This window comes from Tessaracoccus yangjingae (genome assembly GCF_054483935.1).
This window is the reverse complement of record NZ_CM137014.1, coordinates 1,737,279-1,759,030: the sequence shown is the minus strand read 5'-3', so window position 1 is coordinate 1,759,030 and position 21,752 is coordinate 1,737,279. Positions and strand designations below refer to the sequence as shown.

Genomic DNA, 21,752 nt, shown 5'->3' with positions numbered 1-21,752 from the left:
ATGCGGCTGATCCTCGCCTCCAAGTCACCGGCCCGGCTCGCCGTGCTGCGGCGCGCCGGGCTGGACCCGGAGGTGATCGTCTCCGGCTTCGACGAGCGCCAGGTGCAGGACCCGGTACCCACCCGGCTCGCCGCCCGGCTCGCCGAGTTCAAGGGCACCGCGGTGCTGCCGCAGCTCGAGGGAGACTTCGTGCTCCTGGCCTGCGATTCGGTGCTCGAGTTCGAGGGCCGCTCGCACGGCAAGCCGGGCTCCAAGGAGGCGGCGGTCGAGCGGTGGCGGCGGATGCGCGGCCGTGAGGGCCTTCTGCACACCGGCCACTTCGTCGCGGTCCGGCAGGGCGGCGCGGAGTCGCGCTCGACGAGGGTGGGGTCCACCGTGGTGCGGTTCGCCGACCTGCCCGACGACGAGATCGAGGCCTACGCCGCCACCGGCGAACCCCAGCGGGTGGCGGGCGGGTTCACCATCGACGGGCGGGGCGGCGCATACGTCACGGCGGTCGAGGGGGACCCGTACAACGTCGTCGGGGTATCGCTGCCGTTGTTCCGGCAGATGGTCATCGACGCAGGCGTGCCCTGGCAGTCGCTCTGGCGCTGAGCCTCTCGTCAGTAGAGTTGTCCCGTGCAGCGCATCACCCTGGCCCTCGTCGCCCTCCTCGCGGTGGCCGGCTGCTCCTCGGCCCCTGACCCCACGCCCGCGCCGTCGGTCACCGTCAGCGCCCCCACGGAGGCTCCAGCCGACGGGGTGCTGCTCTCGGACCTGGGCTTCCTCAACGCGCCCCCAGGCTTCTCGATCCCGCGCGGCGCCGACATCGAGCAGGAGGTGGACAGCACCAACAACGTGACCGTCGTGCTGACCGCCCCAGCCGGCGACGAGGTGGCCGCCTACCTGCGCCGCAACCTGCCCGCCATGGGTTTCAAGATCACGGCCGACGCCAACGGCTCCATGCTGTTCGAGTCCGCCGTCCACGACGGCGCCTTCACCGTCACCGGGGACCTGTCGGCGCTCAGCCTCCGCACCGACAGATCGTCCTAGGCTGAGGCCATGGAACTGCTGACCCTGGTGGCGTACGCCGTGGCGGGATTCCTGGCGGGCACGGCGTTGTCGATCACCATCTCGGTCGTCATGAGCTTCATCGTGCGCCGCAGGAAGGGCCTCGCCTTCGTGTCGCGGCGCCTCAAGGTGCCCCAGCGGTTGCTCTTCACGCTCGGCGGAACGGGCCTCGGGGTGGCGATGGCGACCGCTGACCCCGAACCGTCGTGGCGGCCGCTCTTCATGCAGGGCTTCCTCATCGTGATCATCCTTGCCGGCGCCTACCTGGGCACCGGCGTGATCAAGGCGGTGGAGGACGGCATCGTCGCAGGCGCGCGTGAGGAGGAGGGCACCGACACCTCGCGGTTCCGCCGCGTGCGCACCCAGATGCAGGTGGTGGCCCGGGTGCTGATCGCGGTGGTCTGGACCATCGCCCTGGGATGGGCGCTGTTCACCTTCCCCGCCCTGCGCACGCTGGGCGCGTCCCTGTTCGCCTCCGCCGGTCTGCTCTCCATCGTCGCCGGCCTGGCCGCGCAGTCCACTCTGTCGAACGTGTTCGCCGGAATGCAGCTGGCCTTCAGCGACGCGCTGCGCGTGGGGGACCTCGTGGTCTTCGACGACGAGATGGGCACCGTCGAGGAGATCACCCTGACCTACGTCGTGGTGGGCACGTGGGACCAGCGGCGCTGGATCGTGCCCAGCACGTCGTTCACCACGCAGGCCTTCCAGAACTGGACGCGGGGCCAGGCGCACCTGTACGGCACCGTCGAGTTGGATCTCGACTGGCTGGTGCCCGTGGAGGCGATGCGCGTGGAACTCCACCGGATCGTCGAGGCCAGCCCACTGTGGGACGGGAAGACGGTGAGTCTGCAGGTCACCGACGCCACCGGTGGGCCGGTGCGCCTGTTCGCCGTCGTCTCGGCCGCCTCGTCGGGTGACCTGTGGGATCTGCGCTGCCACGTCCGCGAGGAGCTCATCGCCTGGGTGCAGCGGCACGCGCTCTACGCGCTCCCCCGCACCAGGCTGGAGCCGGAGACCACGCCCGCGCCGCCGATCGAGGAGCGCGAGGAGCTCGTCGAGCAGATGGTCAGCGAGTACGAGGCGGAGAAGGCGCTCGAGGAGTCCGCCAAGGAGACGGCACTGCTGCCGGTGGTGAATCGGGAGGCCTCCGACGACATGGCCAGGTCCTGGTTCCAGGCCCTCCGGGACCGCTAGAGCTAGGGGAGGGACGCGTGCATGGGCATGGCCGAGGCTGAGCGGTTCCACCCGGCGAATCTCACGGAGTGGAGGGACTGGTTGGCCACCCACCACACCCGCCGCGACGGGGTGTGGGTGATCACCTGGCGGGCCCGGTCGGGTCGCACTCCGCTGCCGTACGACGAGCTCGTCCGTGAAGCCCCGGTGTGAACACCTGACGCCCCCGATCAGCTCCCGAGGGTGGGCTTCACACCAGTCGGGCACAGCTCACAGGCTCAGTGCCACGTCGCGCGGGTCGGCGAGGGCCAGGGCCACCATGGCTTCCAGCCGGCTCCGCCGAGGCTCGGGGAGGTCGTCGACCGGGAACCAGCGCACATCGGTGGACTCGTCGTCGGCCACGCGCGCCTCGCCGTCGATCCACCGGGCGCGGAACCCATGGTCCAGGAACTGGCACACGTCGCCGTTGGGGTAGGTGATGGGCTCGTTGACCACCAGCCAGAGCAGGCGCTCCACCTCGATGCGGACGCCCGCCTCCTCCAGCGCCTCGCGCGCCGCGGTCTCGGCCGGGTTCTCCCCGGGGTCCACGATCCCGCCGATCGGCGCCCACTCCCCGGTGTCGGAGCGGCGCACGAGCAGCACCTCACCGTCGCGCACGACGAGCACGTTGGCGCCCATGAGCCACAACGGGGCGTGCCCGACATGCCGGCGAAGCTCTGCGATGAAGGGAGGTGTGGCCATGGTGGAAAGTGTCACAGGGAGTGGACGCAGGACAAAGTTGCACGGCGCACCTGGATAGACTCCGAGCCAAAGCCGAATACAGGAGGAACAGAGTGGGCAACGTCGCCGTCTCCAAGGTTCTGATCGCTAATCGAGGCGAGATCGCCGTCCGCGTGATCCGCGCCGCCCGGGACTCGGGCATCGAATCCGTGGCCGTCTACGCGGACTCCGATTCCGAGTCGCTGTTCGTCAAGCTGGCCGACGAGGCCTTCGCCCTGAACGGCGCCACCCCGGCGGACACCTATCTGAACATCCCCAAGCTGCTGGACGTCGCGGCCCGATCGGGCGCGAACGCCGTGCACCCCGGTTACGGGTTCCTCGCCGAGAACGCGCACTTCGCGCAGGCCGTCATGGACGCCGGCCTCATCTGGATCGGTCCGCCGCCGGCGGCCATCGAGGCTCTGGGCGACAAGGTGAAGGCCCGCCACATCGCGCAGAAGGTCGGCGCCCCGCTGGTGCCGGGCACGGCAGACCCGGTGGCGGGCGCCGACGAGGTGGTCGCCTTCGCCAGCGAGCACGGCCTGCCCATCGCGATCAAGGCCGCCTTCGGCGGTGGGGGCCGCGGTCTCAAGGTGGCCCGCACCATGGACGAGGTCGAGGAGATGTTCGAGTCCGCAACCCGCGAGGCCGTCACCGCCTTCGGGCGCGGCGAGTGCTTCGTGGAGCGCTACCTGGACAAGCCCCGCCACGTCGAGACGCAGTGCCTGGCTGATTCACACGGCAACGTCGTGGTGGTCTCCACCCGCGACTGCTCCCTGCAGCGCCGGCACCAGAAGCTTGTCGAGGAGGCACCGGCGCCGTTCCTCACGGAGGATCAGGTGGCGCGCCTGTACTCCTCCAGCAAGGCCATCCTCAAGGAGGCCGGCTACGTCGGCGCCGGCACCTGCGAGTTCCTGGTGGCCCTCGACGGCACCATCTCCTTCCTCGAGGTCAACACCCGCCTCCAGGTGGAGCACCCGGTCTCCGAGGAGGTCACCAGGATCGACCTGGTCCGCGAGATGTTCCGGATCGCGGCGGGCGAGGAGCTGGGCTACTCGGACCCGGAGATCCGCGGGCACTCCATCGAGTACCGGATCAACGCCGAGGACGCGGGCCGCAACTTCATGCCCGCCCCCGGCACCCTGGTCAAGTGGCACGCACCCTCGGGCCCCGGCGTCCGCGTCGACGAGGGATACCACGTGGGCATGACGGTCCCGGGAGCGTTCGACTCTCTGGTGGCCAAGCTGATCGTCACGGGGGCTGACCGGGACCAGGCGCTGGCCCGGTCGCGCCGGGCTCTGGCCGAACTCCAGATCGAGGGCATGCCCACCGTCGTCCCGTTCCATCAGGCGGTGCTGGAGGAGCCCGCCTACACCGCGCCCGACGGTGCGTTCGGCGTGCACACCCGGTGGATCGAGACGGAGTTCACCGGCGAGATCGCACCGTACACGGGGGTGCTCGGCGAGGCCGAGGACGTCCCCGAGCCGGAGATCGTGACGGTGGAGGTCAACGGCAAGCGCGTCGAGGTGAAGCTGCCCGGCGGCTTCGGCGCCCGGCCCGCCGCTTCGAAGGCCGTGAAGAAGCCCACCAAGCGGGACCGGGGCGGGAGCAAGGTCTCCGCGCCGTCGGGCAACTCGCTCACCTCCCCCATGCAGGGCACCATCGTCAAGGTGGCGGTCCAGGAGGGGCAGCAGGTGGGCGAGGGCGAGACCATCGCTGTGATCGAGGCCATGAAGATGGAGCAGCCGCTCAACGCCCACCGCGACGGCGTCATCGTCGGGTTGCGGGTGGAGGCCGGCCAGGCCGTCACGGCCGGAGAGGTGCTCTGCGAGATCGTCGACGCCGAGTGAGCTGAGCTTGAGGCCGGGGTTATCGTTGAGTGAACAGCCCCGGCCTTAAGGATCCGCCACATGTTCTCCGGTCTCTTCACCATGATCATGGTGATGGTCGTGGTCAGCATCATCGTCTCGATCACCTCACGCTGGTCAGCACCCCCGCCCCCGCAGATCAACCGCTGGAGCGATCCCTACGCGCTCCCCCACCCCGGCTACCCGCAGCCGCACCCCTACCAGCAGCCGGTCTACCCGATCAGCCCCGGGGCGCGAGCCGCGCTGGACGAGGACATCACCACCTTCGGCGGCGAGCTGCGCGACCTGGACCTGGACGTGGTGGGCCGGGAGCTCGACGCCGCGGCCGCTGCCGACTACACGCGGGCGCTGGACGCCTACGACGGGTCCAAGAACCAGCTGCAGCGCGCCCAGACGGACGCCGACGTCCGCCGCATCGCCGAGATCCTGGAGGACGGCCGGTTCGCCGTCGCCTCCGTCAAGGCCCGCGTCAACGGGCATCCCCTGCCGGAGAAGCGGCCCCCGTGCTTCTTCGACCCGGCCCACGGCCCCTCCACCCAGAACGTGCGCTGGGCCCCTCCCGGCGGCGCGGTGCGCGACGTTCCGGCGTGCGCGGCGGACGTGCAACGGGTCATGACGGGCCTGGATCCGTCCATCCGCCTCGTGCCCATGGGCGCCCGGCAGGTGCCCTACTGGGAGAACCAGCAGTACGCGCCGTGGGCGCAGGGGTACTACGGCCGCTACGGCATGGACCCGGCGCTGCGTCAGATCACGCACGGCGCGCTGATGATCGGCGGTTTCTCGCTCCTCATGGGGCTCCTCGACGACTGAGGACACCGCGTCCAGGGCCCACGGGCCCCACCGCGGGACGGGGTCGCTACGGTTGACCCTGCGCCTACGCGACAGTAGGTTCAGCGACCGTTGGGAGCCTGATGTCCACCGCAACCGAGGCCATCCGCGCCGCACGTGACCTTCTCCTCGGCCTCCGGGGCGACGGCGACGCGGCCAGGGAGTCGTTCGAATGGCCCGAGATCAACGGGCCCTTCAACTGGGCGATCGACTGGTTCGACGCCGTCGGCCGGGGCCGCGACGACCTCGCCCTCTGGATCCGCGACGAGCAGGACCGCGACGAGGGCTACAGCTACGCGGACCTGGTGGACCGCTCGGACCGGCTCGCCGGCTGGCTCGCCGCCCAGGGGGTGGGCAAGGGCGACGCCGTGATGCTGATGCTGGGCAACCAGATCGAGCTGTGGGAGGCGATGCTGGCGGTGATGAAACTGGGCGCGGTGATCCTTCCCACATCCCAGGCGCTGCAGGACTTCGACCTCGAGGACCGCGTCCCGCGGGCCGGGGTCCGGGCCGTGCTCGCCAACCCCGTCGACGAGGCGAAGTTCGACGCCGTCGAGGGGCCGCTGTTCCTCACCACCGGCGCGGCCCACGACCGGTGGCGCTCCGTCGCCGACGCCGCCGGGTGGCCCGCGGCCCCGCGCCCGGTGGTCACCGACGCCTCGGACCCCGTGCTCTACTACTTCACCTCGGGCACGACGAAGGACCCCAAGCTTGTGGTCCACACCCAGCTCAGCTACCCCGTCGGCCACCTCTCGACGATGTACTTCCTCGGCGTCCGCCCGGGCGACGTCCACCTCAACATCTCCTCGCCGGGCTGGGGCAAGCACGCCTGGTCCAGCTTCTTCTCCCCGTGGCTCGCAGAGGCCACGGTGTTCAGCTACACCTATCAGCGGTTCGACGCCGCCGCCCTGCTGCGCGAGCTCGAGGACGCCAAGGTCACCACGTTCTGCGCGCCTCCAACGGTGTGGCGGATGATGATCCAGGCCAACCTCGGGGAGCGCCCATCCGCTCTGCGCGAGATCGTGGGCGCCGGCGAGCCGCTGAACCCCGAGGTCATCTCGACGGTGCGGCGCGCGTGGGGCCTGACCATCCGCGACGGCTACGGGCAGACCGAGACCACCTGCACCGTCGGCAACGCGCCCGGCGAGCCGGTGAAGCCGGGCGCCATGGGCAAGGTGATGCCCGGCGTGGCGGTGGAGATCATCGATCCCGACACCGGCCAGGCGGCCCGGCACGGCGAGATCACGCTGCCACTGCAGCCGTGGCCGTACAACCTGATGTCTGGCTACCTCGGGGGCGCCCCCACCGCGCAGGCCGACGGTCGCTACCACTCGGGCGATCTGGTGAGCGTCGACGACGACGGCTACCTCACCTACGTGGGGCGCACCGACGACGTGTTCAAGGCCTCCGACTACAAGATCTCGCCGTTCGAGCTGGAGTCGGTGCTCATCGAGCATCCCGCGGTGGTGGAGGCGGCGATCGTGCCGTCCCCGGATCCGATCAGGCTGGCCGTTCCCAAGGCGTACATCGCGCTGGCGGCCGGGGTGGAGCCGACGGCGGAGACCGCCCTGTCCATCCTCCAGCACGCCAAGGAGCGCCTGGCGCCGTACCTGAGGGTGCGCCGGGTGGAGTTCGCCGAGCTGCCGAAGACCATCAGCGGCAAGGTGCGCCGCGTGGTGCTGCGCGCGCGGGAGTTCGACGCCTCCGTCGAGATCGTCGACTTCCGCTACGACCAGTTCCCGGAGCTGCGCGGCTGACTCACGTGGTCAGCAGGGCGCCGTCGCGGCTGTGCAGCCGGCGGGCGGCCTCCGCGATCGAGCCGGACATCGAGGGGTAGACCGTGAACGCCTGGCTGAAGTCGTCCACCGTGACCTTCTGCGCCACGGCGATCGACACGGCGTGGATGAGCTCGGAGGCGCGTGGCGCCACCACCACCCCGCCGATGATGATGCCGGTGGTGGGCAGGCAGAACAGCTTGACGAATCCGTCGGTGAAACCCTGCATCTTGGAGCGGGCGTTGGAGGCCAGGGGCAGCAGCACGGACGCCACCCGGACGTCGCCGGTGTCCGCCTGCTCCTGCGTGATGCCGACGGTGGCGATCTCCGGGGTGGTGAACACGTTGGACGAGACGCGCCTGAGGTCCAGTGGGGTGACCGCGTCCCCCAGCGCGTGCCACATGGCGATGCGCCCCTGCATGGCGGCCACCGAGGCCAGGGCGAACACCCCGGTGATGTCGCCGGCGGCGTAGATGTTGCGCACGCTGGTGCGCGAGACGCGGTCCACGGTGATGTGGCCCGACGGCGTCAGCGCCACGCCCGCCTCCTCCAGCCCCAGGCCCGCCGAGTTGGGGATCGCGCCGACGGCCATGAGGCAGTGCGAGCCGCGCACCTGGCGGCCGTCCTCCAGCGAGACCACCACGCCGTCGCCGTCGCGGCGGGCCGCGAAGGCCCTCGATTCGCTCATGATCTCCATGCCGCGGCGCTCGAACGCCCGCTGCAGCACCGCGGCCGCGTCCTGGTCCTGGCCAGGGAGCACCTGCTTGCGCGAGGACACCAGCACCACGTCGCAGCCGAGCCCGTCGTAGGCCGAGGCGAACTCCGCCCCGGTCACGCCGGAGCCCACGACGATGAGCCGCTCGGGCACCTCGGTGAGGTTGTAGACCTGCTTCCAGTTGAGGATCCGCTCCCCGTCGCACTGCGCCTCTGGCAGCTCACGCGGGGTGGTGCCGGTGGCCACGAGCACGATGTCTGCGTCGAACCCCTGTTCGCCGGCCTCCGTGGAGGCGACGACGCGGGTGGGGCCGTCGAGCCGGGCGGACCCGGCGACGATGTGGACGCCGTCCTGACGCAGCCGCTGCGCGATGTCCGCGGACTGGGCGCGGGCCAGCGTGAGCACCCGCTCGTTGACCTCGCCGAGGTCCACCCGCACCACGTCGCTCACGTCCGGGGCGGCGATGTGCAGGCCGAGCTGGCGGGCGCTCTCGATGCGCACCATGACCTCCGCCGTGGCGATGAGCGTCTTGGAGGGCACGCAGTCGCTCAGCACCGCTGCACCGCCGAGCCCGTCGCGCTCGATCAGCGTGACCTCACCACCGAGCTGGTTGGCCACGAGGGCCGCCTCATAGCCGCCGGGTCCGCCACCGATGATCACTACCTTGGTCACGGCCCCATCTTTCCACAGCCGCCATCGACCCGATCGGGGCTCGCCTATGCTGGACCGGGTGAGTGAACCCTTCCAGCTGGCCTCCGGGGCCGCAGACTTTCTCCGCTCCCGCTTCGACATAGACCGCATCGATCTGGCGCTGGTGCTGGGTTCGGGATGGTCCTCCGGCGCAGACCTCCTCGGCGAGTCCGTCGGCAGCATCGAGCTCGGAGCCGTCCCCGGATTCAGCAGGCCGGTCGTCAGCGGGCACGGCGGCGAATTGAAGGTGATCCGCACCCCGGCGGGGAAGGTCGCGGCCACGTTCACCGGCCGCACCCACTTCTACGAGGGCCGCGGGGTGGAGCCCGTGGTGCACGGGGTCCGCACGGCGGCCGCCTGGGGCGCGTCCACGCTCGTGCTCACCAACGGGTGCGGCGGGTTGAACCCGGCCTGGGCGCCCGGCACGGTGGTGCTCATCGCGGACCACATCAACCTCACCGGCGCCACCCCGCTCCGGGGCGCCACCTTCATCGACATGACCGAGGCCTACTCCCGCCGGCTGCGGGACCTGGCGCACCGCGTCGAATCGTCCCTCCCCGAGGGCGTCTACGTCCAGTTCCAGGGGCCGCAGTACGAGACGCCGGCCGAGGTGCGCATGGCGGGGGTCCTCGGGGGCGACCTTGTGGGCATGTCGACCACGCTGGAGACCCTGGCGGCTCGAGAGGCGGGCATGGAGGTGCTGGGGCTGTCGCTGGTCACCAACGCCGCGGCGGGCCTGAGCGGCACCGCGCTGGATCACACCGAGGTGCTGCAGGCCGGCCGCGACGCCGGGCCCAGGCTCGCGGCGCTCCTCGCCGGGATCGTCGGGGAGCTGTAGATGAGCGGCCTGCTGGACCGGGCGCAGGCCTGGCGCGACACAGACCCCGATCCGGACACCGCCGGACGGCTGGACGAGCTGATCGTCCGGGCCCAGGCCAACGACCACACCATCCGGGAACCGGCGCTGGCGGAGCTGGCCGAGGCGTTCGCGGGGCCGCTGGAGTTCGGCACCGCCGGGCTCCGCGGGCCCATCGGGCCCGGCCCGGCGCGCATGAACCGGGTGGTGGTCACCCAGGCGGCCGCGGGGTTCGCGGCGTGGCTGGCGGCCAACGGCCACTCCGGCGGGCGCGTGATCGTGGGCCACGACGCCCGGCACAAGTCGGACGAGTTCGCCCACGACACCGCGGAGGTGATGGCCGGGGCGGGCTTCGAGGTGCTCTGGACGGGCGAGCCCATCCCCACCCCCGTCGTCGCGTTCGGCATCCAGCACTTCGGCTGCGTGGCCGGGGTGGTGGTCACCGCCTCCCACAACCCGCCCGCGGACAACGGGTACAAGGTCTACCTCGGCGACGGCTCCCAGATCGTGCCGCCCACCGACGCCCAGATCGCGGCGGAGATCGCGGCTGTCGCGGCCGACGGGTGGGCCACGCTCCCCCGCTCAGACGCCCGCCGCGACGTGACCGCCGAGCTGCTCGACGCCTACGTCGAGCGCGCCGCCTCGCTCTACCCCGACGAGTCCGCCCGGGACCTGGTCTGGGTGCACACCGCGATGCACGGCGTGGGCGCCAAGACGGTGCGCCGGGTGGCGCAGGCCGTGGGGCTGCCGGCCCCCGTCGAGGTGTCGCAGCAGGCCGAGCCCAACCCCGAGTTCCCCACCGTCGCGTTCCCCAACCCCGAGGAGAAGGGCGCCATCGACCTGGCGCTCGCCCTGGCGGAGTCGGAGCACGCGGACGTGGTGATCGCCAACGACCCCGACGCTGACCGATGCGCGGTGGCCGCCGTGGTCGACGGGCGCTGGCGGATGCTGACCGGCGACGAGCTGGGCGCCGTCCTGGGCCACGACGCGATCGCCCGCGGGGTGCCCGGCACGTTCGCCAACTCGGTGGTGTCGTCGACGCTGCTGGGCCGGATGGCGGCGGCTGCTGGGCGTCAGCACGTGACCACGCTGACCGGCTTCAAGTGGATCGGCCGGGTGCCGGACTTGGCCTTCGGCTATGAGGAGGCCATCGGCTACTGCGTCGATTCGCGCGCCGTGCCGGACAAGGACGGCATCACGGCCGCGCTGACGGTGCTGCGGATCGTGGCGGACCTCAAGGCCGCCGGCCGGACGCTGGCGGACCTGCTCGACGACATCGCCCGCGAGCACGGCCTCACCGCCACCTCGCAGTTGTCGGTGAGGGTCGCGGACCTGTCTCTCATCGCCGACGCGATGGCCCGCCTACGCGCCCACCCGCCGTCGGCGCTCCTGGGCGCGCCGGTGACGGTGGTGGACCTGTCCGTCGGCACGGAGACGCTCCCGCCCACGGACGGCGTCGAGCTGACCGGCGAGCGGGTGCACGTCGTGGCGCGGCCGTCCGGGACGGAGCCCAAGCTGAAGTGCTACCTGGAGGTCCGGCTGGACGTCGACGAGTCAGCCGACGTCCGCGCGGCCCGCGCTGTCGCGGCGCAACGCCTTGCCGCGGTGCGGTCCGAGATGGCGGAGGCCCTCGGCGTGGACGCCTGATCCTCAGCCACCGTTCGGCGGCAGTGGATACAGTGGAACCCATGACGAAGCTGCGCTCCGGTCTCCTCGCTCTTCTGCTGGCACTCGCGGTCGTGTGGGTGGGGGTGTTCCCGGCGGCCGCGGACGACTCGGCCCCGATCACCCGGTATGACGTGGCCGTGGATCTGGCCACCGACGGCGTCGCCAGCGTGACGATCGACTTCACGATGGACTTCTCCGCGCTCCGGGGCCGCGGCCCCTACATCCTGCTGCCCACGCTGCAGGAGGACGGCGCCAACCCGGACGAGAACTACGTCTTCCGCTACTCCAACATCTCCGTGTCGTCCTCCACCGGCGCAAACACCCAGGTGCTGCAGGAGAACGCCTCTGACATGCTGTCGCTGCGGATCGGCAACGAGAACATCTTCAACACCACGCCGCAGGACTACACCCTCTCCTACGACGTGACCGGCCTCATCGCGACCGACCACCCTGTGAGCGGCCTCGACGAGTTCAACTGGGATGTCATCGGGCCCGCGTGGGAGTCGCGGTTCTCGAACATCACCGTCGAGGTCACCGGCCCCGCCGGGCTGCAGCAGGTGGCGTGCTTCTACGGGCCTTCGGCCGAGACCCCCTGCGACGCCACCCAGACCGGCGACGCGGCCACGTACTCGCTGGCCTCCCTGCCCCCCAACAACCGGATGCAGGTGGTGGCCGGGTACCCGGCCGGCACCTTCCCGGGCGTCACGCAGGAGAAGGCCCGCCGCGTCACCGCGGCCAACGCGTTCGAGCTCAACGCGGGCACCGGGGCCGTCACCGGCGCCGGCCTCATCGCCGCCATCGTGGGGCTCATCGCGGTGCGCCGCCGCCACGCCCGCGACGACGTCTACCTGGGGCTGACCCCGGGCCTCACCCCCCTCGCCGGGCAGGAGGAACGGGTCGGCACGCGCAGCGGGAAGTTCCCCGTCACCGTGCAGTTCCACCCGCCGAAGGGCGCCACCCCCGGCGAGATCGGCACGCTGATGGACACCACGGCGGACAACGTCGACGTGTCGGCCACCATCGTCGACCTCGCGGTGCGTGGATACCTGCGCATCCACTCGCAGTCGAAGAAGGACTTCACGCTGGAGGCGCTGCACGCGCCCGCCGGCCGCCTGGAGCCCTTCGAGGAGAAGCTGCTCGGGGACCTGTTCAAGGGCAAGAGCGTGCGCAGCTCGAAGGAGCTGAGCAAGGCGAAGTTCGCCGACGTCCTGCCGGACGCGCGCAACGGCCTCTACACCTCGGTGGTGAGCAAGGGCTGGTTCAAGGGAAACCCCACGACGGCGCAGATGGTGCCCATCATGCTGGGCGCGCTGGCCATCGGTGCGGGGGTGGTCCTCACGTTCATCGCGGCCGCCGTGGGCTGGGGGCTCATCGGCATCCCGCTGGCGGTCTTCGGCATCGGCCTGATCGTGATGTCGAGCAAGTTCCGCAAGCGCACCGCCACCGGGTCCGCCTACCTGGCGCAGGCAAAGGGCTTCGAGCTGTACCTGCGGACGGCGGAGAAGGAGACCCTCCAGTTCGAGGAGGGCGAGGACATCTTCAGCAAGTATCTCCCCTACGCCATGGTGTTCGGTGTCGCGGACCGCTGGTCGAAGCTGTTCGCCGACCTCGGCGCGCAGGGCCTGTACCAGGCCAACACCTCCTGGTACGTGGGCGCGGACCTCATGCACGGCTACTACTTCGCCAGCGCCATGAACAACCTCACCCACTCGATGTCGGACGCCATGCAGGCCGCCCGCATGGACGGCATGAGCTCCTCGACGGGCGGATCCAGCGGGTTCTCGGGCTTCTCCGGCGGCGGCGGGTTCGGCGGCGGTGGCGGCGGCTCCTGGTAGCCGCCAACTGCCGGGGCGTTAGTCTTCTCCAATGACCCGGACGCTCCTGCTCGTCGCCGGCCCGTCCGGCAGCGGCAAGTCGCGGCTCACCCGGCTCGCCACCGCCGACGGCGGGGCCGTGGCCCTCTCCCTCGACGACTTCTACCTCGACGTCGACCACCCCGGGCTCCCCACCACACCGATGGGTATCCCGGACTGGGACGACCTGCGCTGCTGGGACCTCGAGTTGGCCGTCGCGACCCTGCGCCGGCTCCTCGACGACGGGGAGGCCGAGGTGCCGCGCTACGACATCTCGCTGTCGAGGAGGGTCGGGATGCGGCGCGTCGAACTGGCAGGAGCCGAGGTGGTGGTGGCGGAGGGCATCTTCGCCCCGCAGACCCTCGTGGCGGCCCGCGAGGCCGGCATCGCCGTCGAGGCGCTGTGGCTGGACAGGCGGCGCGAGACCAACTTCGTGCGCCGGCTGCTGCGCGACCTGGAGGAGCGCCGCAAGCCGCCGCTGGTGCTGGTGCGGCGAGGCGTGGCGCTCTACCGGGCCGAGCCGGCCCTCCGGCTCGAAGCCTTGACGGCCGGCTTCACGCCGTCGCCCATGCGGGCGGCGGTGCGCCGCGTCAGCCCGCGATCGGAGCCCAGCTCGGGCCGGTGACGCCCAGAGTCTCGTCCAGCTTCGTGAACAGCGGCGAAGGCTTCGTCAGCGGCGTGCCGGCCACGATCGGCCGCGACTCCCACACTGCGCCCTGCGCCGCGTAGTCGCCCTGCAGGGTGGGGTAGGTGAGGTCCCCGTCGGTCACCTCGACGATCTGGGGCTGCGCCGCCCACACGCCCTGGCCGCCAAGAGCCTCGAACACCTTCTGGGCCGAGTGCGGCAGATACGGGGTGAGCAGCGTGTTGCAGTCCGAGACCACCTGGAGGGCCACGTGGAGGACGGTGTCGCGGCGGGGGACGTCGTCCTTCAGCTTCCATGGCTCCTGGTCCGACAGATACTTGTTGGCCAGCCCCACGATGCGCATCGCCTCGGTGATGCCTGCCTTGAACCGGCGGGCGGCGATGTGCTCGCCCACCACGTCGAAGGCGGTGCGTGCCTCGTCGAGGAGCGCCAGGTCAGCCTCCGTCAGCTCACCTGCCTCCGGCACTGCGCCGACGTTCTTGTGCGCCATCGAGATGGAGCGGTTGATCAGGTTGCCCCACTCGTTGGCCAGCTCGAAGTTGATCCGGCGCACGAACTCCTCCCAGGTGAAGTCCGTGTCCTGGTTCTCCGGCCCGGCCACCGCGATGTAGTAGCGCAGCGCGTCCGGCCCGAACTCGGCCAGGAAGTCGCCGACGAAGATCGATGCCCCTCGGGAGCTGGAGACCTTGGAGCCCTTCATGGTCATGAACTCGGAGCTCACCACCTCGGTGGGGAGCTGCAGCTCGCCCAGCGACGGGCGCACCTCGCCGCCCCTGGTGCCCTGCCCGTTGGCGCCCAGCAGGATCCCTGGCCAGATCACCGAGTGGAAGACGATGTTGTCCTTGCCCATGAAGTAGTACGAGCGGGCGGCGGTGGAGTTCCAGAAGGCGCGCCACGCCTCCGGGTCACCCGAGCGGCGGGCCCATTCGACGGAGGCCGAGAGGTATCCGATGACGGCGTCGAACCAGACGTAGATGCGCTTCATGGGCGCGTCGCGCCATCCGTCGAGGGGCACCGGCACGCCCCAGTCGAGGTCGCGGGTGATCGCGCGGGGCCGGATCTCGGCCAGCAGATTGTGGGAGAACTTCAGCACGTTGGGACGCCAGTCCTCGCGGCTGTCGATCCACTGGCCCAGCATCGGCGCGAGGGCGGGCAGATCGAGGAAGAAGTGCTCGGTCTCGACGAACTGCGGGGTCTCGCCGTTGATCTTGGACTTCGGGTCGATCAGGTCCGCCGGGTCGAGCTGGTTGCCGCACTGGTCGCACTGGTCCCCGCGGGCGTTGTCGTAGCCGCAGATGGGGCAGGTGCCCTCGATGAACCGGTCTGGCAGCGTCCGGCCGGTCGACGGCGAGATGGCGCCCATCTGCCGCTCGGCCTTGACATAGCCGTTGTCGTAGAGGGCGGTGAAGAGGTCCTGCACCACCCGGTAGTGGTTGGGGGTGGTGGTGCGGGTGTAGAGGTCGTAGGACAGGCCGAGACCCTGCAGGTCCTCGACGATCTGCTGGTGGTACTTGTCGGCGGTCTGCCGGGGAGTGAGCCCCTCGGCATCCGCCTTCACCTGGATGGCGGTGCCATGCTCGTCCGAGCCCGAGACCATGAGCACGTCGTGCCCGGCCATCCGCATGTACCGGGAGAACACGTCCGACGGCACGCCGAAGCCCGAGACGTGACCGATGTGACGGGGGCCGTTGGCGTAGGGCCAGGCGACGGCGGCAAGAACGTGACTCATGCGCGCCATCCTATCGGCGCGCGTCAGGTGTCATTCACGCGGCAGAACGGTGAGCACGCGCTGGATGTGCTCGCGGAACTCGGCCATGAAGCTCGCCAGGACCTCCCTGAGCCCGTCGTCGGTGATCTCGCCGTCGGGGGTCACGTTGATCCCGTCGAGCTTGATGTAGGCCTCCGGCGCGGTCATCTGCCGGGCGTTGCAGAAGGCCAGCACGGAGCGGAGGCTCTGCTGGGCCACGGCCGTGCCGATGTTGCCGATGGAGGCCCCGATGATCGCAGCGGGCATGTGGTCGAACGAGTTCTGCCCCCACGGCCGCGACGCCCAGTCGATGGCGTTCTTCAGCGCCCCGGGGATGGACCGGTTGTACTCGGGGGTGATGAACAGGATGGCCTGAGCGGCCGCGATCGACTCCTTGAGCGCGCGTCCCTCCGGCGGGTAGTCGCCGTCGTGGTCGGGCGAGTAGAGGGGCAGGTTGTCGATGCGGATCTCGCTGAACTCGAGATCCCCTGGCGCCACGGAGATGAGAGCCTTCGACAGGGTCCTGTTGATCGAGGTGGAGGAGAGGCTTCCGACGAAGTAGCCCACGCGGTAGGTGGTCATGGCGCGCTGTCCCTTCTGCCACCCGGGCGGGGGTCGGCCGGGTCCGGCCCTGCCGACTCTACCCAGCGGTCCCGGTCGGGGAGGTCCCAGTCGGAAAGCAGCGTCAGCCGATCCTGGTCGCCTGGGCGAACCGCAGCCGCCAGCCGGCCGGGAGCTCCAGCCAGAGCGCGCTGACGAGCGCCCCGTCGCCCTGCCAGCGCACGAGCGCCGACCCCGCCCCCAGGGTGTCGACCGCGCGTAGCTCCACGTCACCGCCGGGTTGCCACGGAACGGACCCGGTCTGGGCTCCGTCTGCGGAGTGCGCCACGAAGTCATGGTGCAGGGGCGCGGCGGCGGGGTCCTCGACGGCGGCGCGGGTGAGCCGCACCAGAGCGGCTTTGGTGCGCGGCGAGGCGGACCCCGCCACGGATCTGGGCGCGTCGGGTTCCTCGTCCGCCGAGAACGAGAACAGGTCCGGTTCGGGCTCTACCTGACCGACGGCGAAGTCGCTGCGGCCCACCGGGCGCGAGGTGGCCGGAAACCCCGGACCGTGCGCGACGGGCTCGCCGCGTTGGAAGGCGGTGGCGGCGGCGCGGGCGCGCTCGTCGGCCGCCTCGTTCATCGCGTGTCCCGCGTGGCCCTTCACCCACTCGAACTGGACCTTGCGACCCTGGAGCGCCGCGTCGAGCTCCTTCATCAGCTCGACATTGAGGACGGGCTTGCCGTCACCCTTCTTCCAGCCCTTTCGCTTCCAGCCGGGCAGCCACTTCGTCAGGGAGTTGATCACGTACTGCGAGTCGCAGAGGATGCGCAGCGGCTCGTCGAGGTGCGCGGTGGAGCGGAGCAGGTCCAGCACCGCCATGAGCTCGCCCATGTTGTTGGTGCCGTGGTCCCAGCCGCCGGCCGCCCAGATGTCGTCGCTGACGTACCACGCCCAGCCCGCGGGGCCGGGGTTGGACAGGGCAGAGCCATCGGCGGCGGCAACGATCACGCGGGAGAGCGTAGTCGATCGGTTAGGCTCGCCCGCATGAGCACGCCCCCGATCCCGCCGCAGCCCGCCGAGCCGGACACCAAGGACTGGACCTGGGTGAACGAGCGCCCGTGTCCCGAATGCGGATTCGACGCCAAGGCCGTGGCGCCCGAGAGCCTTCCCCCCCTCATCCGCGACGCCTCGGCCCGCTTCCAGGCGGCCGTCGACCAGCGCGGCGCCGAGGAGCGCCCCTCCCCCGGCACCTGGTCGGCCATCGAGTACGGACGCCACGTCGCCGACGTGTGCGAGGTGATGACGGCGCGTCTGGGCCTGATCCTCGACAGCGACGGCGCGGGCGCGGAGTTCGAGGACTGGGACCAGGACGCCGCCGCGGCGGAGTACTGGCTCTCCGACGCCAACGCCACGCGAATCCTCATCGCCGAGCGCGGCGAGGCGGCCGCCAAGGCCTGGTCGGAGCCCGAGGGCGACCAGTGGGAGTGGACCGGGCTCCGCAGCAACGGGTCGCGCTTCACGGCCCTGTCCCTGGGCCGCTACTTCGCCCACGACCTGACGCACCACCTGCACGACCTGGGCGCCTGAGCTAGACGAGCAGTCCGTGCCGGCGGGCGGCGGCGACCGCCGCCGTCCGCGACTCGGCGCCGAGCTTCGCGAACGCGTGCACCAGGTGGGTCTTCACCGTGCCCTCGGAGATGAACAGCCGCTTGGCGATCTCCCGGTTGGTCACTCCCTCGGCCACGAGCCTCAGCACGTCGATCTCGCGGGCGCTGAGCGTGGGCACACCTTGGGCCATCCGCTCGACCACGCGGCCCTCGAGGTCCCGGGAGAGCACCAGCCGGCCCTCCGCCGCGTCGGCGATGCCCGCGATGATGTCCTCCGGCTCGGCGTCCTTCAGCAGGTAGCCCGCCGCGCCCGCCAGGACGGCGCGGGCGATGTCCGAGTCGTTGTCGTAGGTGGTGAGGATGAGCACGGCGGGCCCGCCCGGCATGGACCGCAGCGCCGACGTGACGCCCACGCCGTCGAGGCCCGCCCCCAGTCGCAGGTCGCACAGCACCACGTCGGGACGGGTCCGCGTCACCGCCTCGAGCGCCTCCTCGCCGGACGCCGCGGCCCCGACCACCTGGATCCCGTCGGCGCCGTCGAGTAGCGCCCGCAGCCCCGACCGGACAACCGGGTGATCGTCGACGATCAGCACGCGGGTCATTGCGGGGCCTCCACCGCGGGGATCAGGGGAAGCCGCAACGCCACGGCGGTGCCGCCCGGCTCCGACTCCACCTCGACGCCGCCCCCCAGCTCCGCGAACCGCTCGCGCAGGGCCCGCAGACCGTACCCACCCGCGGGTCCGGCGACGACGGGCCGGGCGACGTCGAAGCCCACGCCGTCGTCGACGATGTCCAGGTGCACCTCGTCGCCCGCGCGGGCCAGCTCGACGTTGACGCGGCGCGCTCCGGAGTGCAGTCGCACGTTGGCAAGGGCGCCCTGGGCGCCGCGCAGCAGGGCAACCTCGATGGGGGTGGCCAGCCTGGGCAGCTCAGGATCGACGGCGACCGCCCACTCCGCGCCCAGCGCCCCCGCCACCTCGGCGGTCAGCCTGTTCAGCGGCGCGGCCAGCCCACCCGCACCGGGGGTCTCCGGCGCCAGCGCCATGACCACCCTGCGCGACTCGGCCAGATTCTCCGCGGCGGTGGCCTCGATCTCGGCGACCAGCCGGGCGGAGGCGGCCGAGTCACCCGCCCGGTTGGCGGCCCTGGCGAGGAGGACGATGGACGAGAAGCCTTGGGCGAGCGTGTCGTGGATGTCGTGGGCGAGCCGCTGCCGCTCGGCCATCACCCCCGCCTCCCTCTGCAACCGGGCGGTCTCGTCCTCGGCCCGCAACACCTCGGCGAGAAGCCGGTGATGCTCGGAGGCCTCGTGCTCGAACTGCAGCACGCCCCGCGCGATCCCAACCGCCACCAGGGCCCCGACGAGCGGCCCCAGCACCGCGCCCACGCTGTGGCCGTCCGTCATCGCCAGCACCGTCACGACGACAGCGAGCGTCACGGCCGTCACCAGCAGCGAGGCGAGGAGTGGCAGGACCGTGGCGGCCAGCAGCCACAGCGGGAAGATCACCCAGAGGAAGTCCGGGGACAGCACCATGAGGGCGACCGTGGCCAGGAACAGCAGCCCCACCCAGACAGATCTCCCCACGTTCCCCAGCCGGGGATGCACGGCAAGGCCCGCGACGAAGACCGTCAGCAGCCCGCCCGCCAGGAGCATCAATGGCCACCCGCCCCCACCGTTCCAGGCGAGCACGGTGGCCACCATGAGCAGCCCGACGAACAGCAGCGCGACACCGACCCTCAGCCACCATGACGCCGACCAGCGCGGCGGGTGGTCGGTCGTCGTCGTCACGCCCCCACGGTAGCGGGGGCGGGGGCGGCAACGAGAGCGCGGCGCAGGATCACGAACAGGAACACGAACGTCCCCGCCAGCATCATGTGCCCCAGCCCGGCGATACCAGGCCACATCGGGGAGGTGGCGAACGGGATCTCAAGCACCTGAAGGGTCCCCTTGACCACCATGGCGCCGAAGGTGAGGCCCAAGGCGACGTTCCACAGCACGGTGAACAGCTTCGTGGGCCCTTCTGCCAGGGCGAAGCTCCGCGCCAGCGCCAACACCACCAGCAGCATCAGCGTGCCGAGGGCGAGGGCATGGGTGTGCGCTCCGGAGAGCATGGTGTTACCGGTGAAGTCGTTAAGCTTGGTCAGCTCGCGCCAGTAGAGGCCGGAGGCGAGCCCGAGCGCGGTCCAGGCGGCGGCGGAGATGAAGAGTCGATTCAGCATGACCCCATGCTCCCCGGAGCCGCACCGCGGCGTCCCCCGCCGAGCATCCACCGTCCGATGGACCCGTCAGCCGAGGGTCAGCGTGACGGCACGGTATCTCTCGACGTAGCCGGCGCCGAGTGCGGCGGCGTGGCCTTCGCCGTCGTCCGCGGGCACCTCCAGCGCCCAGCCCCGCGTCAGGGGCACGGCGGTGGGGACCCGGGCGGAGGGAGAAGCCGCGGTGAGGACGAGCGCGGCGTGTGAGAGCCCGCAGCCGAGCCCCTGCAGGGCCTCCGCGAGGTCTCCGGGGAGAGCGCGGATCACGGCCGGCCCCCCGCACCACCCGGTCACCGCGGCCAGCGCCCGGTCCAGCGGCACACCCGGGTCGCCCAGTGCGAGGGCGCGGCCGTCCCCGAGCTGCCAACCGCCCAGCCGTGCGCGGCGCCCGGACCGGGTGGACCGCTCGAGCACCCGCTCGATGTCCGCAGGCCGGGATGTGGCGAGCACCGTCCTGGGCGGGACCTGGCGGACCGCCTCGGCCTCTCCCCTCGGCACCCACACCGGCCCCCGGTCCTCCGGCAGCACCACGTACCACTGGTCGTTGGCCGCCAGGAGGTGCCCGACGACGTCCCTCGCGGCGCCGCCGCTCACCCACCTCAGGCTGAGCCTCGGGGCACCCTCGGGAAGTTCGTGGATCAACGGGCCGCCGCGTAGGCGGGAAGGATGAGCTCGCCCACGATCCGCTCGCGCTGGTCGTGCGGGAGGAAGGCCGCCCGCATCGCGCGGACGGTGGCGAGCTCGACGTCGTCGAGCGTCCAGCCGAAGGTGTCACTCAGCAGGGCGAACTCCCGCGACATCGTCGTGGCGCTCATGAGCCTGTTGTCGCAGTTGACCGTGACGTTGAAGTCCAGGCGGTGCAGCAGGTCGACGGGGTGCTCCGCCATCCTGGCCGCGATGCCGGTCTGCAGGTTCGACGACGGCGAGACCTCCAGCGGGATGCGCGCGTCGCGCACGTAGGCGGCCAGTCGTCCGAGCCGCGGGCCCTCGGCCGTGACCTCGATGTCCTCGACGATCCGCACGCCGTGCCCGAGCCGCGCCGCGCCACAGACCTGGACCGCCTCCCAGATCGACGGCAGACCGTACGCCTCGCCGGCATGGATGGTGAAGAACATGTTGTCGTGCCGGAGTTGCCGGAACGCCTCCCCGAACCGCGAGGGCGGGAACCCGTCCTCCGCGCCGGCGATGTCGAAGCCGCACACCGACTCGTCGCGGTAGCGCACCGCCAGCTCGGCCACGTCTGTCGACGGCTCGGAGTGCCGCATCGAGGTGAGGATCTGCTGCGCCACGATCAGGTGGCCCGCGGCGGAGGCCACCGCCATGCCCGAGGCCAGGCCGTCGCGGACGGACTCGACGATGGTCTCCAGGGACATGCCCAGCCGCTGGTGCTGGCGCGGCGCGTAGCGGGCCTCCGCGTAGACCACCCCGTCGGCGGCCTGATCCACGACGAACTCGTGCGCCACGCGCTCGAGCTGCTCCGGGGTCTGCATGGCGGCCACGGTGTGCTCGAACGTCTCCAGGTAGCGCACCAGGGAGCCGGAGTCCGCCGCCTCGAAGAACCACTCCCGCAACGCGTCGGGATCGGTGGTGGGCAGCTGGTGGCCGTTGGCGGCGCAGTGCTCGATGACGGTCTCGGGGCGGAGCCCGCCGTCGAGATGGTCGTGGAGCGCCACCTTGGGCAGCGGCCTGAGGTCGTCGATGGAGAGCATGCCGGTCA

At 71.3% G+C, this 21,752-nt stretch carries 22 protein-coding genes; 12 read left to right on the top strand and 10 right to left on the bottom strand.

Going from position 1 to position 21,752, the window contains the following annotated elements:
• The 4 genes from ACX1D3_RS07635 to ACX1D3_RS07620 are packed head-to-tail and all read left to right on the top strand — an operon-like array spanning position 1 to position 2,436.
• Positions 1-594 carry a Maf family protein gene (locus tag ACX1D3_RS07635; RefSeq protein WP_458996381.1) on the top strand — a complete coding sequence of 198 codons (594 nt, stop codon included), beginning with the start codon at positions 1-3 and terminating at the stop codon, positions 592-594.
• Positions 595-618: 24 nt separating this feature from the next.
• Positions 619-1,032: a lipoprotein gene (locus tag ACX1D3_RS07630; RefSeq protein WP_458996380.1), complete on the top strand. Its 414-nt coding sequence runs from the start codon at positions 619-621 to the stop codon at positions 1,030-1,032.
• Positions 1,033-1,041: 9 nt separating this feature from the next.
• Positions 1,042-2,244 (top strand): mechanosensitive ion channel family protein, encoded by a 1,203-nt coding sequence (locus ACX1D3_RS07625; protein WP_458996379.1) that lies wholly within the window; start codon positions 1,042-1,044, stop codon positions 2,242-2,244.
• Between the two features lie 21 nt (positions 2,245-2,265).
• The gene (locus tag ACX1D3_RS07620) at positions 2,266-2,436 is read left to right on the top strand and encodes a YdeI/OmpD-associated family protein (protein WP_458996378.1); all 171 of its coding nucleotides are present in this window, start codon (positions 2,266-2,268) and stop codon (positions 2,434-2,436) included.
• Between the two features lie 57 nt (positions 2,437-2,493).
• Here ACX1D3_RS07620 and ACX1D3_RS07615 read toward each other — a convergent pair whose 3' ends face one another.
• Positions 2,494-2,964, bottom strand: a complete 471-nt coding sequence (locus ACX1D3_RS07615; RefSeq protein ID WP_458996377.1) for an NUDIX hydrolase — start codon at positions 2,962-2,964, stop codon at positions 2,494-2,496.
• A gap of 92 nt (positions 2,965-3,056) precedes the next feature.
• On the opposite strand from ACX1D3_RS07615, the gene ACX1D3_RS07610 reads away from it, so the two are divergent.
• The 3 genes from ACX1D3_RS07610 to ACX1D3_RS07600 all read left to right on the top strand — a co-directional run bounded on the left by ACX1D3_RS07610 (position 3,057) and on the right by ACX1D3_RS07600 (position 7,435).
• Complete coding sequence (locus tag ACX1D3_RS07610) at positions 3,057-4,832, top strand: acetyl-CoA carboxylase biotin carboxylase subunit (protein ID WP_458996376.1); 1,776 nt, start codon at positions 3,057-3,059, stop codon at positions 4,830-4,832.
• Between the two features lie 60 nt (positions 4,833-4,892).
• Positions 4,893-5,660, top strand: a complete 768-nt coding sequence (locus tag ACX1D3_RS07605) for a hypothetical protein (protein ID WP_458996375.1) — start codon at positions 4,893-4,895, stop codon at positions 5,658-5,660.
• A 101-nt stretch (positions 5,661-5,761) separates the two neighbouring features.
• The gene (locus ACX1D3_RS07600) at positions 5,762-7,435 is read left to right on the top strand and encodes an AMP-binding protein (protein WP_458996374.1); all 1,674 of its coding nucleotides are present in this window, start codon (positions 5,762-5,764) and stop codon (positions 7,433-7,435) included.
• A 1-nt stretch (position 7,436) separates the two neighbouring features.
• On the opposite strand, the gene ACX1D3_RS07595 is transcribed toward ACX1D3_RS07600, so the two are convergent.
• A complete protein-coding gene (locus ACX1D3_RS07595) occupies positions 7,437-8,840 on the bottom strand; it encodes an NAD(P)H-quinone dehydrogenase (protein ID WP_458996373.1) in 1,404 nt (467 codons plus the stop codon).
• Positions 8,841-8,886: 46 nt separating this feature from the next.
• Between ACX1D3_RS07595 and ACX1D3_RS07590 the strand changes: the two genes are divergently transcribed.
• Genes ACX1D3_RS07590 through ACX1D3_RS07575 form a run of 4 tightly spaced genes read left to right on the top strand, consistent with a single transcriptional unit; the run spans position 8,887 to position 13,860 of the window.
• Positions 8,887-9,696 (top strand): purine-nucleoside phosphorylase, encoded by an 810-nt coding sequence (locus tag ACX1D3_RS07590; RefSeq protein ID WP_458996372.1) that lies wholly within the window; start codon positions 8,887-8,889, stop codon positions 9,694-9,696.
• Complete coding sequence (locus ACX1D3_RS07585) at positions 9,697-11,361, top strand: phospho-sugar mutase (RefSeq protein WP_458996371.1); 1,665 nt, start codon at positions 9,697-9,699, stop codon at positions 11,359-11,361. It abuts the gene before it with no gap.
• Positions 11,362-11,402: 41 nt separating this feature from the next.
• Complete coding sequence (locus ACX1D3_RS07580; protein WP_458996370.1) at positions 11,403-13,217, top strand: DUF2207 domain-containing protein; 1,815 nt, start codon at positions 11,403-11,405, stop codon at positions 13,215-13,217.
• 31 nt (positions 13,218-13,248) lie between these two features.
• Positions 13,249-13,860: a uridine kinase family protein gene (locus tag ACX1D3_RS07575; protein ID WP_458996369.1), complete on the top strand. Its 612-nt coding sequence runs from the start codon at positions 13,249-13,251 to the stop codon at positions 13,858-13,860.
• Here ACX1D3_RS07575 and metG read toward each other — a convergent pair.
• The 3 genes from metG to ACX1D3_RS07560 all read right to left on the bottom strand — a co-directional run bounded on the left by metG (position 13,826) and on the right by ACX1D3_RS07560 (position 17,180).
• The gene (gene metG, locus ACX1D3_RS07570; protein WP_458996368.1) at positions 13,826-15,610 is read right to left on the bottom strand and encodes a methionine--tRNA ligase; all 1,785 of its coding nucleotides are present in this window, start codon (positions 15,608-15,610) and stop codon (positions 13,826-13,828) included. The two genes, ACX1D3_RS07575 and metG, sit on opposite strands and share 35 nt — an antisense overlap.
• A 30-nt stretch (positions 15,611-15,640) precedes the next feature.
• The gene (locus tag ACX1D3_RS07565) at positions 15,641-16,210 is read right to left on the bottom strand and encodes an NADPH-dependent FMN reductase (RefSeq protein WP_458996367.1); all 570 of its coding nucleotides are present in this window, start codon (positions 16,208-16,210) and stop codon (positions 15,641-15,643) included.
• A 103-nt stretch (positions 16,211-16,313) separates the two neighbouring features.
• The gene (locus tag ACX1D3_RS07560) at positions 16,314-17,180 is read right to left on the bottom strand and encodes an RNase H family protein (protein ID WP_458996366.1); all 867 of its coding nucleotides are present in this window, start codon (positions 17,178-17,180) and stop codon (positions 16,314-16,316) included.
• Positions 17,181-17,216: 36 nt separating this feature from the next.
• On the opposite strand from ACX1D3_RS07560, the gene ACX1D3_RS07555 reads away from it, so the two are divergent.
• A complete protein-coding gene (locus tag ACX1D3_RS07555) occupies positions 17,217-17,759 on the top strand; it encodes a DinB family protein (RefSeq protein WP_458996365.1) in 543 nt (180 codons plus the stop codon).
• Between the two features lies 1 nt (position 17,760).
• Here ACX1D3_RS07555 and ACX1D3_RS07550 read toward each other — a convergent pair whose 3' ends face one another.
• The 5 genes from ACX1D3_RS07550 to ACX1D3_RS07530 form a co-directional block, all read right to left on the bottom strand.
• Positions 17,761-18,381, bottom strand: coding sequence for a response regulator (locus ACX1D3_RS07550; RefSeq protein WP_458996364.1), 621 nt, complete (start codon positions 18,379-18,381; stop codon positions 17,761-17,763).
• Positions 18,378-19,568 (bottom strand): sensor histidine kinase, encoded by a 1,191-nt coding sequence (locus tag ACX1D3_RS07545; protein ID WP_458996363.1) that lies wholly within the window; start codon positions 19,566-19,568, stop codon positions 18,378-18,380. Before ACX1D3_RS07545 ends, ACX1D3_RS07550 begins: the two co-directional genes overlap by 4 nt.
• Positions 19,565-19,999 (bottom strand): DUF2871 family protein, encoded by a 435-nt coding sequence (locus ACX1D3_RS07540; RefSeq protein ID WP_458996362.1) that lies wholly within the window; start codon positions 19,997-19,999, stop codon positions 19,565-19,567. Before ACX1D3_RS07540 ends, ACX1D3_RS07545 begins: the two co-directional genes overlap by 4 nt.
• Before the next feature lie 66 nt (positions 20,000-20,065).
• Positions 20,066-20,629: a hypothetical protein gene (locus ACX1D3_RS07535; protein ID WP_458996361.1), complete on the bottom strand. Its 564-nt coding sequence runs from the start codon at positions 20,627-20,629 to the stop codon at positions 20,066-20,068.
• A 44-nt stretch (positions 20,630-20,673) separates the two neighbouring features.
• Complete coding sequence (locus tag ACX1D3_RS07530) at positions 20,674-21,744, bottom strand: adenosine deaminase (protein WP_458996360.1); 1,071 nt, start codon at positions 21,742-21,744, stop codon at positions 20,674-20,676.
• Between the last annotated feature and the right edge of the window lie 8 nt (positions 21,745-21,752).